The sequence below is a fragment of the Johnsonella ignava ATCC 51276 genome (assembly GCF_000235445.1).
Classification (GTDB): domain Bacteria; phylum Bacillota; class Clostridia; order Lachnospirales; family Lachnospiraceae; genus Johnsonella; species Johnsonella ignava.
In genome coordinates this window covers 35,343-55,393 of the sequence record NZ_JH378840.1, presented here as the reverse complement: position 1 = coordinate 55,393, position 20,051 = coordinate 35,343, and the positions used below count along the sequence as shown (strand labels likewise).

The following is a 20,051-nucleotide window of genomic DNA, read 5'->3' as shown; positions in this document are numbered from 1 at the left end:
AATGTTTCGTTGAAAGAGCATACTGAACTATATTTTTGTCGTAATACAGAATTAAATGTAATAAAATCATTAAGCATTGCAAACGGTCTGTTGTATCGACAACTGTGGTATTTGTTATCATAGTTATCTGCATTGCTAGCAATAACAAATTGCTGAATAGCGAAGGAATCAAAATTCTTAAACTGCATTTTATCTGCATATTGGCAGAATTTATTAAGAGTTCTTCGATGGGTTTTAATTGTTCCGTCGGAATATCCCATCTCTTTAAGCCTTTTGCACAGTCCATCAATATATGACGGCAATTCAGCAATCAGTACTATTTTTTTTGACATAATACTACCTCCTCTAAAATTATTAGTGCATTGCACTATATTTAATTTTAAATTTAGTAAGAATATTATGTAAAGTTAGAAAGGAGATATTTAAGATATATGAATAATTTTAATACAAACTCTACATTTAGAACCACTCCGCATAAAGTTAGTTATTGCAGAGAAACCAAGTGTTGCAATCTCCATTGCAAAGGTTATTGGAGCAAATAAAAAGAAAGACGGATATTATGAAGGAAACGGATATAGGGTGAGCTGGTGTGTTGGACATTTAATTCAAATGGCAAATCCGGATGCTTATGATGAAAAGTACGCCAAGTGGAATATGGCTGATTTACCGATTATTCCGAGCGACTACAAGTATGAAGTAGCAAAAGCAACCAAGAAGCAGTTTAACATCCTTAAAAAGCTGATGAATGATAAGGAGGTTGATACGGTTATCAATGCCTGCGACGCAGGTCGTGAGGGAGAAAGTATTTTTAGGCTTGTATATAATCAAGTGAATTGTAAAAAGAAGATGAAACGCCTTTGGATTTCTTCAATGGAAGATAGTGCCATTAAAGAGGGCTTTGATAATCTAAAAGACGGAAAGGACTATGATAATCTCTTTGAATCGGCACAGGCAAGAGCGATTGCGGATTGGTTAGTCGGAATGAATATTAGTAGGCTCTACTCTTGTCTGTATCAGCAAAATTACAGTGTTGGCAGAGTGCAGACACCTACTCTTGCCATGATCGTAAAAAGAGATGATGAGATAGCAAATTATCAGAAAGAAAAATATTACACAGTAGAGCTTTCTACAAATGGTTTTACACTATCAACGGATAGAATTGATGATGAAGTTGCTGCTGAACAGCTCTTAAATTTAGTAGGCGATAAGATTGAAATAACCGATGTCATTCAGAAAGAAAAGATTACTAAACCTGATTTACCTTTTGACCTTACAACACTTCAAAGAGAGTGCAATAAGTATTTCGGATATAGTGCTAAACAGACACTTGATTATGCCCAAAGCCTTTATGAGAAAAAGCTCATCACCTATCCAAGAACAGACAGCAGATGTTTAACGGAAGATATGATTGTAAGTACGGTTAATAACATTTTAGGTAAGAATGACTTTGACACAGGGCGTATTAAGGTAGTATTTGATTCTAAAAAGGTTACGGATCATCATGCGATTATTCCGACAATCAGTTCATTAAAGGAAGATGTTTCGGAGCTTCCTCCAAGCGAAGCAAAAGTTTATTTCCTTATATCCGATAAATTTCACGCAAGTGTAGGCTATCCACTCATTGAAAATATAACGAAGATAGTAGCTGAATTTGACGGCTTTGAATTTACAAGTTCAGGAAAGGTAATTAAAGACGAGGGGTTTACAAAATATCTTAAAGAGTATAAGTCCAAGAAGAATGAGGATGTAGAACTTCCTAATGTAAATGTTGATGATGCTTTAAGCATTGAAAATAAAGAGATTAAAGAAAAATTTACCCAACCTCCCAAGCACTTTACAGAAGATACGCTTCTAAAGTCTATGGAGATTGCAGGAAATGACGCACTTGAAAAAGGTGTAGAAGTGGAAAGAAAAGGGCTTGGCACTCCGGCAACAAGGGCAGGAATTATTGAAAATCTAATCTTTAAGGGCTTTGTAGAAAGGGATAAGAAAAATCTTGTAGCCACGCATAAAGGGATTAGCCTTGTAACAATAGTATCCGATACCTTTAAATCAGCAGAAACAACCGCAAAATGGGAAATGGAATTATCGGATATTGCTCAGGGAAAATCTTCAAAGGAAGAATTTTTAGAAGCGATTGAAAATGAGCTAAAAGAGGCTGTTCTGACATACGCAAAGTAAGAGGTAACTAATTTCAGAGTGGAAAAAATCCTCTAAAAATGCTATAATATAAGCAATTTATTTGTAATTGTTAGGAGAATTAAGATGGCAATAAAAAATCAAGATTATATAAAAAATTTAATCAGAGAGTTGATTTCTTTGCCAAGTGAAACAGAATGGGTTGAATTTAAGCATAATAACGATGAACCTCAGATGATAGGTGAGTATATTTCTGCTTTAGGCAATTCTGCAACTTTATGGGGAAGACCTAAAGCATATTTACTCTGGGGTATTGATGATAATACACATAAAATTGTAGGAACTACATTTGATTATAGGGAGAGTAAAAAAGGTTCGGAAGAACTTGAAGCATGGTTATCTCGAATGACAAATCCAAGAATAGACTTCAGATTTTATAAAACAGAAATTGAGGATAAAAATGTAGTATTACTCGAAATTCCATGTGCAGAAAAGCAGCCAATTAAGTTTTCAGGTGAAGAGTATATTAGAATTGGAACAAATAAGAAGAAGTTGAAAGAATATCCTGATAAAGAGAGATCTCTATGGGCAGCTTTTGATACAACTCCGTTTGAATTAAGAAATGCAAAAGATAATATTTCGTTTCATGAGGTGTTAGATGTACTGAATGTAGCGGGATATTATGAAAAGATGGGGGTTGCATTACCACAAAATAACAATAAAATATTGGATGATTTTACTAATGAAAAGTTTATAAAAAGAAATGATTCCGGAAGCTATGATATTACTAATTTAGGAGCATTACTTATTTCAAAAGATTTAAAGAATTTTGAGAGTTTAGCTCATAAATCTATAAGAGTAATTTGGTATAAAGAGAACAATAGACTTGACACGATACGGGAAAAAGTATTTAGTGAAGGTTATGCTATTTCATATGAGGAAATTGTAGATTATGTTTTGACTGTCATTCCACAGGAAGAGATAATTGAAGACTCTATAAGAAAAACTAAGTTGGGTTATCCGGAGATAGCCATTCGTGAGTTAATTGCCAATATCATGATTCATCAAGCTATTGAACAAAAAGGGACAAGTCCTATGGTTGAGTTATTCAAAGATAGGATAGAATTTTCAAATGCAGGTTCGCCATTGGTTTCGATAGACCGCATTGTTGATACAGTTCCGATTTCAAGAAATGAAAATCTTGCAGGATTTATGCACAAATGTGGGATTTGTGAAGAAAGAGGAAGTGGTTTTGATAAGATAGTATATGCGACAAGTAAGAATTCTATGCTTGCTCCTAAAATCGAAAATCAAAGTGATAAATTCACAAAAGTAACTCTCTATTTGAAAGCTCCTTTTGACTTGATTAGTAAAGAAGATAGAATAAGAACTTGTTATATGCAGGCTTGCTTTGTCTATGTCAATGGAGAGAGCATAACGAATAATTCACTCAGAGAATTATTTGATATAAGTGATAAAGATAAATATAAAGCATCGAGGATAATTAAAGATACATTAGAAGCCAAACTTATTAAGCCAGTTGATGAAAATACAGCTCCGAGATATATGAAGTATATTCCTTTTTGGGCTTGATTTAAGTTGCAGTAAGTTGCAAAATCGTGATTTATGCAGTATGAATGGGAGATAAAACCTAGTAAAATAAGGATTTTTAGTAAGTCAAAACAGAAAAATTAAGTTGCAGTAAGTTGCAGCACATAGAATTTAAAGGTGATTAGAGTAAAATCTAACCACCTTTTTGTTTGGAAAAAAGAAGGAGGTAAAAATGCGAATAAATGATTTTCATAACATTTTGGAGCTTGTAAAACAAGATGTGCTTCAAAGTGAAGCAGAATATCTGAAGCTACTAAAGGTTGTCGGAAACAATCAGAGATATGACTTTAGAAGTCAGCTTAGTATCTATGATAGAAATCCTGAAGCGACAGCCTGTGCAAAGTTCGACTATTGGAGGGAACGATTTAACCGTACCGTTATGAGAGGTAAAAAGGGTATCCCAATTTTGGAGGACTACGGCACATACAAGAAGGTGGACTATATCTTTGATATAAGCCAGACGGTTTCAAGAAACAGGGATGTCAATGAGGTCAATCTTTGGAGATTTGATAAGGAAGCTCATAGGGATGTCTTAAAGGAAATGATAAAAAATGAGGGCTATGAGGAAAGTGAAAGCACCTTAGAAAATATCTTTTCTTTAAGCAGGCTTTACGGAGATGAAAAGATAGACAGTCTTATGAACGAACTTAGAGTAGCGGATGAGGATAGAATACCCTTTACCAAGTTTGTAAGGGACTCGGTAAGCTATGCGGTAGCGTCAAGATTTAAGTTAGATTATTCGATAGATTATGAGCTTTTAAGAGAGAATTTTCAAAGACTTGACAGCATATCTCTAATGAGTCTTGGTGAAAGCGTATCGGATATTAGCGGAAAGATTATTGATGCGACCATTCAGAAAAGTAAAGAGCTTGACAAAGAAGTTTTAAGAGGTAAAGAAGCAGGATATAATAAGATTAGAGAAGAAATTGAGGAGGTAGAAGAAAATGTACTTCGACGAGATGATCAGAAAAGAAATGAAAACGAGCGAGTTCTCCGAAATGGAGAGTACGGACGAGATAATAGAGAAAATCAGGGAGAATACACTAAACAGCTTGGAGGAACAGACGGATTTCATGAAAGAATTCCCGAATCCGATTTACGCAGTGATGAGACTCACTTATCTTTCAGAGAGCGAGGAGCAGAGCCATTTCGAGATGTTAGTGGATCTATACAAGGAGAAGAAGCTGACAGGACACCTGATGGATATTCAAAAACAAGCGATAGACTTTATGAGAGCGGAGAAGCCGAAACTGATGGCAGCTTGGAAGATAGAGGACGAAAACAACCCGCAGTATGGGGCAATGATTTCGGCTCTCAAAGAAGTGACCATAAAGGAAGTAGTGGAAATCTAAAAGAAAATACTGAAATAGAGATAAGAGAAGCTGATAAGGCTTCTTTTTCTTTGCCTGAAAATTCTTATGGACAGATGAGGCTTACTATTCCTCTTAATCAGAAAGATATAGACACTATCCTTATTAACGGAGGAAACCATGATGGCGGCAGACTTCCTATCATTGCTGAGTTTTCCAAAGAAAAAACAGTAGAAGAATTGGGAGAATACCTCAAAGATACCTTTAGAGGAGGAAACGGATTTTACATTGATGAAAGAGAAGTATCTTCCTGGTATTCGGATAAAGGTATTCATTTAGCTTATGGAACATCGGCAAGAGAGGATAATACACAAATTTTAAGCTGGCGTGATGCAGCAAGCAGAATAAAAGAGCTTCTTAATAGCGGTGAGTTTGCTACAAATGTAGAACTTTTAGAGGCACAGGACTATGAAAGGGATAGAATTTCAGAATCCTTATGGTATCTAACGCACGATTTAAGCGAAGAAGGAATAGAGCAAGGATATTTCAACTCTTTTGAAAGAGGTGGTGGCTTTCCGCAAGAAACGAAAAGATTATCTGAAGCATTAAAAAATCCTGAATATCTGAAAGAAACAATCAGGGAATACGAAAGATTTTTAGATGGATACAAAGAAAACAGAGATGTACTAAGGTTTCATTATCACAAGGTTGATAGCCTTTATCAAAGACTCAAGGAACTTGAGCTGCCACGAAAGGAATACAGTACCAATCTGACAGAACTTACGAAGGTAAAGCCTTTTATTACAGAAGATGAAGTCCTTGAAAGCCTTTCAAGAGGAAGCGGCGTTGATAGAGGAAAAGAACGAATCACCAAGTTTTTTAAAGAAAATCATACTTTGCAGGAAAAAGCCAATTTCCTAAAAGACGAATATGGAATCGGAGGACATTCCCATGCAATTTCAGGGGCAATGGGAAGTGATGAATGGCACGATGCAAAGGGACTTAAATTACAGAAAAATGATTGTAATGATGTGTTTCTTACTTGGACAAGTGTTGCAAAGCATATCGATGAGCGGCTTTCTAAAAATCTCTATCTTGAAGAAAAAGAAACAGGAAATAAGGCAGAAATAGAAAAAACAAAAGAACCACAATATTATTCCAAAGATTATCCTGAAAACTTAATGACAGATGAAATGCTTGAAAGAGTACCGGAGCTTTACGCACAGGAGGATGTAGCTTTAGCGGATAAGCAGGTTCATGCCGCATATATTATTCCCTTTAGAAGTAACTGGACTTGGTATATGACGGAGTATGACAGGGAAAGCGGCGATGCCTTTGGACTTGTGCTTGGGATTGAGCCTGAATGGGGATATTTTAATCTTGATGAGTTGAAAGAACTAAACGCACAAAGGCTCATTTTAGAAGATTTTCCAAAGACCTTTAGAGAACTTAAAGATACAGAGCTTATAAAACAAATGGATGAGCAGGAGCTTCAGTTTGTCTTTAATGGAGAACTTAGCTTTGAAGATAAAGTAGGGCTTGAAGCACCTGAAGAAACAGAAGAAGCTACAAAGCGTGGCACAGTTCAAGCTACCTTATTTGATTACCTCAAAGAAAGAGAAGAAGTAGAGCTGAATGAAAAAGAGGACAGACTTTTAGAAGAGTTTGCAGTTAAAGCAGGCGATACCGTCTATTTTAATCATGAAGAATATAAAGTCAGAGAAATTTCTAAAAATGAAATCACAGGAAGATATGATTTGTGGCTTGATCCTAATAGATCCGGCAATCATCAGATACCAATTGTAGCTTTTGAAGATAATGAGGACTTGCTGAATAAAATAAGTCTTGAAAGACCGCACTTTATTGTCGGTGATGAAGTTAAATACAAGGACAAAGATCATACCATCACACGCTTTGATGATATGGGAAAGAACCTAAATACGGTAACGGTGAAGGACAACACCGAGTATTTTGGCGGGATGATAACAGGCTCCGATGTCATTCCTTATCGTATGGAAAGCGACCTTGAGAGGGTATTTGAAAACCTGACATATAAACTGCCAGAGCAGACTACTGAAGAAACTCAAATAAGGAAAGCGGAAGCTCATAACTTTAAAATTACAGAAGAAACGCTCCCTGAAAAGTTATCTCCAAGCGAAAGACTGAATAGCAACCTTGAAGCAATCTCTATGTTAAATAGAATTGAAAGAGGTGAGAGAGATTTAGATATTAACGCTCAGGAAGTCCTTTCAAAGTATGTCGGCTGGGGCGGACTTGCTGATGTGTTTGATGAGAGCAAGGAGGGACAGTGGAAAGAAGCAAGAAGTTTCTTAAAGGAAAATTTATCACCATCTGAATATGAAGCTGCAAGAGAGTCTACCCTAACAGCTTTTTACACACCGAAAACAGTGATTGACAGCGTATATAAGACGCTTGCAGGTATGGGATTTAAGAGCGGTAATATATTAGAGCCAAGTATGGGAGTTGGAAACTTTATCGGAAATCTTCCTGATGAAATGAGTAAGTCAAAGTTTTACGGTGTTGAACTTGACTCTGCAAGCGGTCGAATTGGAAAGCTGTTATACCCTGAAAGTGATATACAGATTAAGGGGTTTGAAGAAACTTCCTTTTCCAATAACTTCTTTGATGCGATTATCGGCAATGTACCCTTTGGAGAATACAAGGTAAATGACAGGGAGTATAACAAAAATAACGTCCTTATCCATGATTATTTCTTTGCCAAGTCCATTGATAAAGTAAGAAACGGCGGTATTATTGCCTTTATTACATCAAGCGGAACGATGGATAAAAAGGACGAAAGTGTAAGACGCTACCTTGCAGCAAGAGCAGAGTTTTTAGGAGCGATAAGACTTCCGAACGATACCTTTAAGGGCGTAGCAGGAACAGAAGTAACCTCAGATATTATTTTCCTAAAGAAAAGGGACAGTATCAGAGAAAGGGATGAGGACTGGATTCACCTTGCTGAAGATGAAAACGGGCTTTTATATAACAAATACTTTGTTGATCATCCTGAACAGGTGCTTGGTTCTATGGAAGAAATATCTGGAAGATTTGGGAATACTCTTGCTTGTTTGCCAAAAGAAAATACAGACCTAAAGGAACTTCTTACAAAAGCAGGTACAGAAATATCAAATAACGCAAAGTATGAGGAAATAGAGCTGCTTGATGATGAAATCAGCACAATACCTGCAACAGATGATGTCAAGAACTTTTCATATAGCGTTATTGATGATGAGGTTTATTACAGAGAAAATTCCCTATTTGTAAAGAAAGAAGTAACGGAGAAAAATAAGGAAAAGATTAAGGACTACCTTGAGCTAAACGAAGCCTTAAAGGCTGTTATTTACAAACAGAAAGAAGATTTTTCAGATGATGAAGTAAGGAAAGCTCAGGAGAAGTTAAATGAAGTTTATGACAGTTTTTCTAAAAAGCATGGATATGTCAATAATCTTTCTAATATCAGAGTCTTAAAAGAAGATAGTAACTTTCCTTTGGTATCGTCCATTGAAATTCTTGATGAAGAAGAAAACTTTAAGGAAAAGGGCGATATTTTCAGTAAGAGAACTATTACAAAGGCAAAGACAATCGACCATGTAGATACTTCTCTTGAAGCTCTTGTGCTATCTATGTCTGAAAAAGGTTATGTGGACTTTGGCTATATGGGAAGTCTTACAGGAAAAGACAGACCAACGTTGATAGAAGAATTAAGGGGAGAAATCTACTTAAATATTAGAGAAGAACAAAACTTTTATAGACCGTTATCCTTTAACCTTGAAGATGGAGATTTACCTTTTGCCTGTGCAAATGGCAGCAATTCATATAAATATGGTTATGTAACAAAAGACGAGTACCTATCAGGAAATATCAGAGATAAGATTGCGATTGTTGACAGTTATCTATCAAAAATTAGACAAACAGAAAGAGAACTACCTCATCTTGGATATGCGGAAGATGGCAAAGAAAAAGAACTGATAAGCTATGAGATGAACCGATTGGAATACCAAAAGGCAGAGCTTACCAAAGTTTTACCAAAGGAGCTTGAAGCAAGTGAGATAAATGTTCGTCTTGGAGCAACTTGGATACCGATAAAAGATATTGAAAAGTTTATCTTTGAAACACTGAAAACTCCGGGCTGGGCAAGATGGGATATTAAGGTTAAATTTTCAAATCTCACAAGCGAATGGAATATTGAGGGAAAAAGCAAGGACAGAGGAAATGACCTTGCTGAAATGACCTACGGTACATCAAGGGTAAATGCCTATAAGCTGATTGAGGATGCCCTAAATTTAAAAGAAACAAAGGTATTTGACCAGATTGTAAATTCGGACGGCTCAAAAACTTCTGTGCTAAATAAAAAAGAAACGCTTCTTGCAGGACAGAAGCAGGAGCTTCTAAAAGAAGAATTTAAGAATTGGATATTTAGTGATCAGGAAAGAAGAAACAGGCTTGTAAAGCTATATAATGAGCGTTTTAACTCCATCCGTAACAGAGAATATGACGGAAGTAACCTTTCTTTTGAGGGAATGACCACAGAAATTGATTTAAGATCTCATCAAAGAAATGCCATAGCAAGAAGCCTTTATGGAGGAAATACCCTCCTTGCTCATGTGGTAGGAAGCGGTAAGACCTTTGAGATGGTGGCTTCCGCAATGGAAAGTAAAAGACTTGGAATGTGCAGTAAATCTCTTTTTGTCGTTCCGAATCACTTGACAGGGCAAATCGGCAGAGAGTTTATGCAGCTATATCCATCCGCTAATATTATGGTGGCAGATAAGAAAGATTTTGAGCCGAAAAACAGAAAAAGATTTATCGGCAAAATTGCCACAGGAGAGTATGATGCCGTTGTCATCGGGCATACGCAGTTTGAAAAAATCCCGATGAGTAAGGAATATCAAGAGAAGCATATTCAGGATCAGATTGATGAAATCATAAATTATGTTGAGGAATATAAGCATGACAGAAATCAGAACTTTACGGTAAAACAGCTTGAAAAGACAAAGAAAAAGTTGGAAACAAGGCTTGAAAAATTAAATGATGATTTTAAGAAAGATGATGTCATTACCTTTGAGGAACTGGGTGTAGATAAGCTATTTGTGGATGAAGCACACAATTACAAAAATCTCTATCTATACACAAAAATGAGGAATGTAGCAGGTATCGGTCAAAGTGAAGCATTTAAGTCCTCCGATATGTTTATGAAGTGTAGATATATGGATGAAATGACGGGTGGAAAAGGTATTGTATTTGCCACAGGAACGCCTGTATCAAATTCTATGACGGAGCTTTATACTATGCAGCGTTATCTTCAGTACGAAAGTCTTAAAAAGAATAATTTAGAGCATTTTGACTCTTGGGCTTCTACCTTTGGGGAAACACAGTCTGCCTTTGAACTTTCTCCTGAAGGTACAGGGTATAGAGTAAAGACAAGATTTTCCAAGTTCTATAACCTTCCGGAGCTTATGTCTATGTTCAAGGAGGTTGCAGATATTCAGACAGCAGATATGCTCAATCTTCCAACACCTGAAGCACACTATGAAGTTATTAAAACTTTGCCAAGTGAGGAGCAAAAGGAAATCCTAAAGAGCCTTTCTGAAAGAGCTGATGATGTAAGAAATAGGGTGGTTGAGCCGGATGAAGATAATATGCTTAAAATCACGAATGACGGTAAGAAACTTGCTTTAGATCAGCGTTTAATCAATCCCCTACTTCCTGATAATCCTGACAGTAAGGTTAATGTATGTGTAAAAAATGTGTTTGCCATTTGGGATAAGACAAAAGAAGATAGGTCCACACAGCTACTATTTTCCGATATGTCCACACCAAAGGGTGATGATAGTTTTAACATTTATGATGATATTAGAGATAAACTTGTAGATTTAGGGATACCAAAGGAAGAAATTGCCTTTATCCATGAAGCAAACTCCGACAAACAAAAAGATGAACTCTTTGCAAAGGTAAGAAAAGGAGATGTGAGGATATTACTCGGCTCTACTCAGAAGATGGGAGCAGGTACGAATGTCCAAAACAAGTTGATTGCACTTCATGACCTCGATGTCCCTTGGCGTCCTGCCGATTTAGAGCAGCGTGCAGGTAGAATTGTAAGACAGGGCAATGAAAATAAAGAGGTTAATATCTATCGTTATGTTACAGAGAATACCTTTGATGCTTATCTTTGGCAGACCATAGAAAATAAGCAGAAATTCATTTCTCAGATTATGACCAGTAAAACACCTGTCAGAGTGGCAGAAGATGTGGATGAAAGCAGTCTTAACTATGCAGAGATTAAGGCACTTGCAACAGGTGATCCAAAAATCAAGGAAAAGATGGATCTGGATAATGAGGTTACAAAACTTAAAATGCTGGAAGCAAACTTCAAGTCCAATCGTTACAGGTTAGAGGATAAGGTCGCAAAAAACTATCCGGAAGAAATCGCAAGGACGGAAAAACTCATTGAAGCTGTAAAGAAAGATATGGCAAATGTAGAACCTAAAGCAGAGGGTGAGGAAAAGTTTACTTCGATTACCATAAAAGACGAGAGAATATTTGATAAAAAGATTGCAGGAGAAAAGCTACTTGAAGCTATCAAGACCGTAAAAATCAATGAAAGTAAGATGATAGGCAAGTATAGAAATATGGATTTAGAGGTAAGCTATAACTTCTTTACCAATGAACATAACTTTAGCCTAAACGGTGCTGCAAAGCATTCAGGAGAGCTTGGAACAAGTGCGGACGGTAACATTACAAGACTTGATAACGCTCTTGAGAAAATGCCTGAGAAATTAAACAGGCTTGAAGAAAAACTTATCAGTACAAAGGAACAACTGGAAAATGCCAAAGAAGAATTAAAAAAGCCTTTTGAAAAAGCAGATGAGCTAAAAACTAAGGTATTAAGACTTGCAGAACTGAATAAGCTCCTTGATATGGGAGAAGTGGAAGAAAAGAGAAATGATAATCTGCTTGTAGAAGATGTAAAAAGGGCAATCATTGATTTCTGCAACAGAGAGTACGAAGAAAATCATAGCTATGATGAATTTAATACCTTGTATCCTGATTTGAAGCATATCGGCATCGCCTATACCAATACACCGGATGAAAGGCATGGTATTCAATATGAGCTTGATTTAGAGGAGAAAACTTGGACGCAGTACATTGATGATACACCTATCAAAACAGAGAGCTTTGATTACGAGAATAAAGGAGGAAACGAAGCTCTAAGGAACATGAAAAATGAAATGGAAATGTCCTCTTTTAGTGATTTAGTTTATGTTGATTCCGAAGATTTAAGAGCAGCAACGGGACTCGATATTGATGATGAAGGAAACTTCTATGATCCACTTGCAAAAGACCTCGATAATGACGGTATTCCGGATAGATATGATAATGACTTTAAGGACAGTGATTATTTTGAGTCAACCTATGATGTGGAGAACAATTTTCATATCAAAGAAGAAAACACACAAAAATCAGAGGATAAGCCGTCCATTTTAGATCAGATAAGAGCCTATCAAAATGAAAGTAAAACAGAAGAAAAGCAAAAAACAAAAGAACAGGAAATTTTAAGATAAGGGGAGGGCAATCTCCCTTTTGCCATGAAAGGAGATAAAAACATGGATTACAAAGCAATGAGAAATCAAATAGAAGATATGGTAAATAACCACAAGGACTTTGTAAAGGCGATTATAAGCATGGAAAAAGGCATCAATGATGAAAGTGCTTTGGACAAGCTATATGACGCTTATATGGACAATGACACCGTTAATTTACTGCATGAGGAATTTGATTACATGATTGAAGATTTAAGAGAACAGGGGCAGATTAAAGATCTTCCTTATGTTCAAGAGGAGAAAGATAACCTTGTCAATATCGTTGGAAATATTGTAGAAAAGGTCGATATAGTTGAAAGGGAGAATAAGAACGGAGAAACCTTTAAGGTGGCGAATTTCTCCGTTGTTTCAAAAAATGATGAAGGAGATAAAGTATATCATAATTGTTCTGCATACGGAGAAAAGAGTGATATTCCAAAGGACTTTAAGCAGGGAGATTTTGTTAAGCTTTTTGGACAAATCAGAACTTCTGTTGATGACAACGGTAAAGAACATACCAACATCAGGGTACTTTCTTCAAAGCTCTTAAAGGCAAAAGAACAGATGAAAGGGCAAGAAGAAAAGAAAGGGTCTGTACTTGGAGCTATCAAAAAATATCAGGCTGAAGATAAGGAAAAGCCTAAAGAAAAGAAAGAAACATCAAAAGAAGCTGAGAGATAAACTTATGGTCGGTGTGGTCTTGGGACTGCACCGACACTTTTTTTATTTGCGAAAAAAGGAGATAAAGATTATCTCTCCATCTCCTTACCCATATAAATTCCGTAATTTTTTCGTATCTTATAAAGCTCATCCATAGTGGATTTTGAGGAAGAATACTCTTGCATAAGGGTGTTCTTTTTTTCTTGTAATTTATCAAGCTCAGCTAAAATATCCTTTGAATTTGGGAGCTTGGAATAGGATTTTTTAAGCTCTGAGAGAGCATTTTCATATAGGGTAATCTGAGCTTTGTACTCTTCAAAAAATGCCTTGTCAGACGGATTAGCAGTATATTCCTTGTAGTACGCTCTGTATTTTTTAATGGTATGAACTTGCTCCATAGTGGTGGAAAGCTTCTGCATTTCCTTATCAATAGTCTTGATTTTCTCTTGTATATTTTGCCTTTCATCGGCTGCTTTTTGAATATACTCGTCAAGCTGTTTAACGGATTTAATGCCATGTTCTCTGATATAAATAACAGACTCAGCCATTGTATGAAGGTTATGTTTGGTTGCCCAATATTCGTAGCCTTTGCTTTCCTTTACCTTTGCATTGGAGTTCATGTCAATAACATTGCCGATGCGTTTTTTGACGTCGGGAGTCTTGATAAACTCTCTTTCTGCAATTCGTTCTTTTAATCTTTCTTCGGTATAATCTTCTCCGATTGTTTTAGTCCTTGTAAATCTCGCCTTATCTTTTGGCTTAAAAGCAATGTGCTTACCGTATTTGATTTCATAGCCAAGATCAGCCATCTTCTTTAAAAATTCGTCCCAGTCCTTTGACTGTTTTATCATTCTGTCAATGTCAAATTGAAGCCTGCTTTTCCAAGAAGTGCCATGTTTTGCCTGTTCGTTTTCATACCAAGATTTACCGTTAATCTTATATTTGTTCTTATAGCTTTCGTAAAACTCGTCAATGACAGATAGGCTATTTTCTTTGCAGAGTTTATCACTCTGATAACGGATTTGGTGGTAGCTTTTCTTGTTAGACTGGTAGCACCTACCTGTTACCATATTTACATTATTGAAGATGATGTGATTGTGGATATGCCCCTTATCTATGTGGGTAGATAAGACAAACTCATACTCGTCTTTCAATATCTTTTTGCAAAGTTCCATACCGATCTGATGTGCCATTTCAGGAGTTGCTTCTCCCGGTAAAAAGGATTGAATTAGATGCCTTGCAAGAACAGTTCCCTTTGTTCCGGCATCATTTCTTGTTCTTAAAAATTGTGTGTGAGCAGTTTCTTGATGGCATTTATGAGTGCTTACTAAGATTTGTTCATCTGTTTTTTCTCCATTAACAATATATGAAATGGCAAAATTAAGGGTTGATTTTATAGGGTGTATTTTTGTAATTGCCATAAAAACTAATCATCTCCTGATGTTCTATTAAGAAGTATTGAATGAATTTGCCATAACTCTTTTGAGAAATGTTCAATCTGCTTTTTAATATCGTTTATATCGTCTTTATAGATTATGCCTGTCGAATTTACTCGCTTTGCAATCTGATTGATGTTGTTTGTAGCGTTGGAAAGTAATCCTTGTAAATCTCGAAAAGGCTTTAAATCTACTTGATATATTTCCTTTTCTAAAACGCATTTGCGGATAAAATGACTCATATTTCTGCACTTTGCAAGTTTCCTTTTCTCTTCAAAAAGAGCTTTTTCTTCTTCGGTTAATTTAATTTCAAGTCGTTCATTTCGTATCCTATTTGCCATAGGTAATTCCTCCTTTATTTGTATTTCGGGGTCTTAGGGTTATCCCTAACAAGCTAAAAATTGATAAAAAAAGAAGCAGATCCCAAAGGTCTGCTTCATCAATTTTTCCGTAAGTGTCCGTACACTTACTGTGCTTGCTACATAAGAATGAATTAGATAACAAGCATTAAGCAAGTTTTGAATTTATTATTAAATTATACCATAAGAACGCCATAATTTCCACATGTAACGATAATTTATAGGAGTGGTGATATATTGACTAAAAACTGAAAAAGTGATAATATAATTATTAAAGATAATTAGATTATCAAAAATAAAAAATGAGAGGGGAAAGTTAGATGTCTTATTGCTCTGATATAACAAAAAATAGAATTTTAGAATGTGCTAAAGGGGAATTTTTAAGCAAAGGATTCGAAAATGCACAGGTAGCTGAAATTGCTAAATTAGCAAAAGTAACTACAGGAGCTATTTATCGTCATTTCAAAAATAAGGAAGCATTATTTTTTGCTCTAATTGAAGAGGAATATAATTACACATTAGATGTTGTTTCTGATGTTGAAAAAAGGAGCGAACAAAAAACTATTAGGATAGACTCTGATTTAGTCGATGATGAAGCAATTATAGAAAATTTATTCTTGGAAACAATGCTATTTGTTGATTATATGTATGCACATTTTGATAACTTTAAGCTGATTTTTGCGTGTAGCAAAGGGTCGCAAGTAGAAAACTTTATTGAGGATATTACTGAAAGATATACAGCTAAAAATATGAAGCTTATTCTTTTCAACGCTAAACAAGAGCAAATTATCACAGAGATTAAAGAGTTTGAAGTTCATGTCATTACAAAAGGCTATATTACATCTCTATGCGAGTGTATTCTTCATGATATACCGCATGATAATGTTGGCGAATATATTAGAAGCATTGTTGTTTTTCAATATTATGGTTGGCAAGGCTTAATGAAGAAAAACAACAAATAAATTTTTTCAAAGGGTTAGCGATAACTAATTGATCATCTGTTTGTAGGGGGTGTTTCCTTGAAAAGTAACAATAAAAATGTCATTTCAGAGTTGCTTAAATACGCTGATGGCGAGAAAAAACAATTATACAAATCAATTTTGTTAGCGACCATAGGGGAGCTGTTTGGAATGATTCCTTTTTTAGCAATAGCAAAATTGATAGAAAAAATATATCAATCTGAAGTGTCATTTATAACTATATTGTGTTTAACACTTATAGCTTTGTGTGGACAAGTTTTAAAAGGTATTTTTACTTTATATTCAACAATAATCTCACACAAAGCAACATTTCATATTTTAAAAAATATACGAAGTTTAGTAGCTGAAAAAATGCTAAGAGTACCTATGGGTGTAATGATAGATACTCCTATAGGTAAATTTAAAAATTTAATTGTAGATACAGTGTCTAAGCTGGAAGATTCAATGGCTCATTTTATGCCGGAGATAACATCAAGTATAGTATCTCCTGTTTTATTTTTGGTTTTGATTTTTGCTTTGGACTATAGGATGGGATTGGCTTCGTTACTTACAATTCCTTTGGGAATGCTTGGATATATAGGGATGATGAAAGATTATGAGTTTAGAAGCAAAACTTATACGACTGCTCAAAATAATATGAATAGCACATTGGTTGAATATGTTAATGGCATTGAGGTCATAAAAGCTTTTAATCATAGTACATCTTCATATGAAAAATTTACGAGTGCAATTCAATTTTTCCATGATAGTACCCTTGCTTGGTGGAAACAAAGCTGGTTATGGTCAGCATTTGTTCAAGCAGTTATGCCGTCAACACTTTTGGGGACTTTGCCAGTTGGTGCATATCTATATATGAATTCTCAAATATCTCTATCAAATTTCATTGTGTGTATTATCTTACCTATCGGCTTTATTGCACATTTAATGAAAATCGGAAAGTATTCGGAGCAATTCAGTATGGTTAAGGCGAGTTTAGATGTAATAGATGAATTTTTATCGACAGAGGAACTTAAAAGACCAAAAGAGAGAGCAGTTCTTGATAATACTCTGTATCGTTTTGTAAATGTTTCGTTTGCTTATGATAAAGAACTTGTTTTAAAGAATATCAGGTTTGAATTAAAACCAAATACAGTAACGGCACTGGTTGGCAACTCAGGATCCGGAAAATCAACTATAGCAAAGTTAATGGCTGGCTTTTGGGATCCAACAGCAGGTAACATAATTTATGGAGGTAAAAAAATTTCTGAAATTCCATTTGAACAGCTAACAAGTGAGATAAGCTATGTTGCTCAAGATAATTTTTTGTTTAATACAAGTATAAAAGAAAATATAAAAATGGGAAACCCAACTGCAAGTGATGAGGAGGTTATTGAGGTGGCTAAAGCTGCATCTTGCCATGACTTTATTATGGAACTTGAAGATGGATATAACACAAAGGTTGGTGATGCAGGAGGTTCTTTGTCGGGTGGAGAAAGGCAAAGAATTACCATTGCAAGAGCAATGTTAAAACAATCTAAGGTAATAATTTTAGATGAAGCAACTGCATTTGCGGATCCAGAAAATGAATATCTCATTCAAAGTGCAATTAACAATCTTATTAAAGGAAAGACTCTTATAGTGGTTGCTCACAGGCTTTCTACTATTACAAATGCTGATAAAATCCTTGTTATGAAAGATGGGGAAATTGTAGAGAATGGAACTCATGAAAACCTTGTAAAAAAAGATGGAGTATATGCTTCCCTGTGGAAAAATTATGTGGGCGGACAAGATAATGAAAAGGAGGCGATGTAAATGATTAGCATTGTAAAACGAATATTAAAAATATCAGGAAAGTATCAAAAAAATGTAATCCTTGGTCTTATATTTAGTGGATTAAAATCATTTTTCATTTCTTTGATGTTGTTGGCGGTTTTACTGATTATGATTAATCTTGAACAATTGAACATGACTATTATTATGCAGGCAACAGCGATTATAGTTGTGAGTATATTCGGCAGATTCATATTTCAGTATCTTTGCGATAGAAAACTTAGTGCTTCAGGCTACGAGATTTTTAAGGATAAAAGAATTGAAATAGGAGAAAAATTAAAGAAAGCTCCGATGGGATATTTTTCAGAAAAAAACTTAGGGACAATTCAAGCTGTTTTAACGACAACTATTTCCGACTTAGAAGCTATGGCAATGCTTGCGATGAACTTTATTGTTGGTGGATTTTTCCAAGCTCTAACTATGACAATCATGTTATTAATCTTTTGTTTCCCGGTAGGGATGGTGTCTTTAATTGCGATAATCCTTGGAATAGTTGTTCTTAAATTAATCACAAAGAAAACCGAAAAATATTCTCCTATTATGCAAGATTCGCAGGAAATATTAGTTACAGAAGCAATTGAATATATCAGAGGAATTTCAGTGCTTCGTTCATTTAAGAAAGGGACTGATGGAAAAAACAAAGTTGAAAAAGCTTTTATGAGGAAATGCGAAGTTGATATAGAGGTCAATGAAGGTTCAGCTTATTTAATGAAATTATATGAAATGATTTTCAAGGTAGCAAGTTGTGCCTTAGTGTTTGTTGCTACGGTTTTATATATGAATTCACAAATTCCACTTTCATATGCACTGATGTTTATAGTATCTGCCTTTCTGATTTTTTTGGAATTGGAGTTGGTCAGCGATGGAGCTTTTTTAAGTAGGATGCTTGCAACACAACTTAATAGACTGGAATATATTTCGGATATACCTTCACTTGATGAGGGCGGAAAAGAAATTTCTTTGAACTCCTATGACATTGAATTGAAAGATGTTTGTTTCGGCTATGGAGAAAGGGAGATTTTGAATAATATAAACTTGCAAATAAAGTCTAATAGCAGTTTAGCCATTGTGGGTGCTTCAGGTTCCGGGAAAACAACGCTATGTAATCTGATAGCAAGATTTTGGGATGTAAAAAAAGGTGAAGTTCTTATTGGTGGACATAATGTTAAGGATTTTACTTCTGAAAGCCTTTTAAAAAATATCAGTATGGTATTTCAGAAGGTGTATTTGTTTAATGACACGATTGAAAACAATATAAAATTTGGAAATCCAAACGCAACACATGATGAGGTGGTGGAGGCTTGCAAGAAAGCTTGTTGCCACGATTTTATAACAAGCCTTAGTGATGGATACGACACTGTTGTTGGTGAGGGTGGTTCAACTCTGTCGGGAGGAGAAAAACAAAGAATATCTATTGCAAGAGCTATTTTGAAAGATGCACCAATTATTATTCTTGATGAAGCAACTTCAAGTGTAGATCCTGAAAACGAGCATATGTTAATTAGTGCAATTAAGGAATTAACAAAAAATAAAACACTTATTAGTATTGCACATAGACTATCTACAGTAAGAGAAGCAGATCAAATTATTGTCATTGATAAAGGGAAAATTGTGCAACGAGGCAATCATAAGGAACTAATTGGTCAAGATGGAGTATATAAACATTTCATTGAAATTAAAAAACAATCTATTGGTTGGCAAATATAGGTGATGAAATGGGAGATGTAGTTATTGATTTTGACAATGTAAGTTTCAGTTATGGAACACAAACAGAAGGGAGTCTCAGAAATATAAATTTCAAAGTTAAAGAAGGAGAATTTATTTTGCTTACTGGTCAGTCTGGTTCAGGGAAAACAACTGTTACAAGATTGATAAACGGCTTAATTCCACATTTCTTTGAAGGGGTTTTAACTGGAACTGTGAAAGTGTTAGGAAGTGATATAAAAACTATTACTCCCGGAGAAATGGGGAAAAATATTGCTTCTATATTTCAAAATCCACGAAGTCAATTTTTTACAACGAATAGTACCAAGGAAGTGGCATTTGCTCTTGAAAATTATGGAATAGATAGAGATGAAATGATAGATAGAGTGAGTTGTGCATTTCACGATTTAGAAGCTGAAAATCTTATGGATAGAGATAT

General features: G+C 35.2%; 11 protein-coding genes. 8 read left to right on the top strand and 3 right to left on the bottom strand.

Annotated elements, in window-relative coordinates:
* The coding region (locus HMPREF9333_RS10985) for a hypothetical protein (protein WP_005542088.1) at window positions 1-332 on the bottom strand (332 nt) is incomplete at its 3' end.
* Between the two features lie 142 nt (window positions 333-474).
* Between HMPREF9333_RS10985 and HMPREF9333_RS10980 the strand changes: the two genes are divergently transcribed.
* The 4 genes from HMPREF9333_RS10980 to HMPREF9333_RS10965 all read left to right on the top strand — a co-directional run bounded on the left by HMPREF9333_RS10980 (window position 475) and on the right by HMPREF9333_RS10965 (window position 13,345).
* On the top strand, window positions 475-2,181 hold the full coding sequence (locus HMPREF9333_RS10980; protein ID WP_009537904.1) for a DNA topoisomerase 3: 1,707 nt from the start codon (window positions 475-477) through the stop codon (window positions 2,179-2,181).
* A gap of 84 nt (window positions 2,182-2,265) precedes the next feature.
* The gene (locus HMPREF9333_RS10975; RefSeq protein WP_005542086.1) at window positions 2,266-3,732 is read left to right on the top strand and encodes an RNA-binding domain-containing protein; all 1,467 of its coding nucleotides are present in this window, start codon (window positions 2,266-2,268) and stop codon (window positions 3,730-3,732) included.
* A gap of 190 nt (window positions 3,733-3,922) precedes the next feature.
* A complete protein-coding gene (locus HMPREF9333_RS10970; protein ID WP_005542085.1) occupies window positions 3,923-12,646 on the top strand; it encodes a helicase-related protein in 8,724 nt (2,907 codons plus the stop codon).
* A gap of 42 nt (window positions 12,647-12,688) precedes the next feature.
* Window positions 12,689-13,345 (top strand): hypothetical protein, encoded by a 657-nt coding sequence (locus HMPREF9333_RS10965; protein ID WP_005542084.1) that lies wholly within the window; start codon window positions 12,689-12,691, stop codon window positions 13,343-13,345.
* Between the two features lie 68 nt (window positions 13,346-13,413).
* Here HMPREF9333_RS10965 and HMPREF9333_RS10960 read toward each other — a convergent pair whose 3' ends face one another.
* Both HMPREF9333_RS10960 and HMPREF9333_RS10955 read right to left on the bottom strand, forming a co-directional pair.
* A complete protein-coding gene (locus HMPREF9333_RS10960) occupies window positions 13,414-14,745 on the bottom strand; it encodes a relaxase/mobilization nuclease domain-containing protein (RefSeq protein ID WP_005542083.1) in 1,332 nt (443 codons plus the stop codon).
* A gap of 5 nt (window positions 14,746-14,750) precedes the next feature.
* Window positions 14,751-15,101, bottom strand: a complete 351-nt coding sequence (locus tag HMPREF9333_RS10955) for a plasmid mobilization protein (RefSeq protein WP_005542082.1) — start codon at window positions 15,099-15,101, stop codon at window positions 14,751-14,753.
* Between the two features lie 338 nt (window positions 15,102-15,439).
* On the opposite strand from HMPREF9333_RS10955, the gene HMPREF9333_RS10950 reads away from it, so the two are divergent.
* The 4 genes from HMPREF9333_RS10950 to HMPREF9333_RS10935 form a co-directional block, all read left to right on the top strand.
* Window positions 15,440-16,081, top strand: a complete 642-nt coding sequence (locus HMPREF9333_RS10950; RefSeq protein WP_000119423.1) for a TetR/AcrR family transcriptional regulator — start codon at window positions 15,440-15,442, stop codon at window positions 16,079-16,081.
* A gap of 57 nt (window positions 16,082-16,138) precedes the next feature.
* Entirely contained in the window at window positions 16,139-17,890 is a 1,752-nt protein-coding gene (locus tag HMPREF9333_RS10945; RefSeq protein ID WP_005542076.1) for an ABC transporter ATP-binding protein, read from the top strand.
* On the top strand, window positions 17,891-19,615 hold the full coding sequence (locus tag HMPREF9333_RS10940) for an ABC transporter ATP-binding protein (protein WP_005542073.1): 1,725 nt from the start codon (window positions 17,891-17,893) through the stop codon (window positions 19,613-19,615).
* Window positions 19,616-19,623: 8 nt separating this feature from the next.
* The coding region (locus HMPREF9333_RS10935; RefSeq protein WP_040883009.1) for an ABC transporter ATP-binding protein at window positions 19,624-20,051 on the top strand (428 nt) is incomplete at its 3' end.

Excerpts from the sequence above, each read along its gene's own strand:
- HMPREF9333_RS10975 (WP_005542086.1), top strand. The coding sequence starts at position 2,266 with ATGGCAATAAAAAATCAAGATTATATAAAAAATTTAATCAGAGAGTTG.
- HMPREF9333_RS10970 (WP_005542085.1), top strand. The coding sequence starts at position 3,923 with ATGCGAATAAATGATTTTCATAACATTTTGGAGCTTGTAAAACAAGAT.
- HMPREF9333_RS10965 (WP_005542084.1), top strand. The coding sequence starts at position 12,689 with ATGGATTACAAAGCAATGAGAAATCAAATAGAAGATATGGTAAATAAC.
- HMPREF9333_RS10960 (WP_005542083.1), bottom strand. The coding sequence starts at position 14,745 with ATGGCAATTACAAAAATACACCCTATAAAATCAACCCTTAATTTTGCC.
- HMPREF9333_RS10955 (WP_005542082.1), bottom strand. The coding sequence starts at position 15,101 with ATGGCAAATAGGATACGAAATGAACGACTTGAAATTAAATTAACCGAA.
- HMPREF9333_RS10950 (WP_000119423.1), top strand. The coding sequence starts at position 15,440 with ATGTCTTATTGCTCTGATATAACAAAAAATAGAATTTTAGAATGTGCT.
- HMPREF9333_RS10940 (WP_005542073.1), top strand. The coding sequence starts at position 17,891 with ATGATTAGCATTGTAAAACGAATATTAAAAATATCAGGAAAGTATCAA.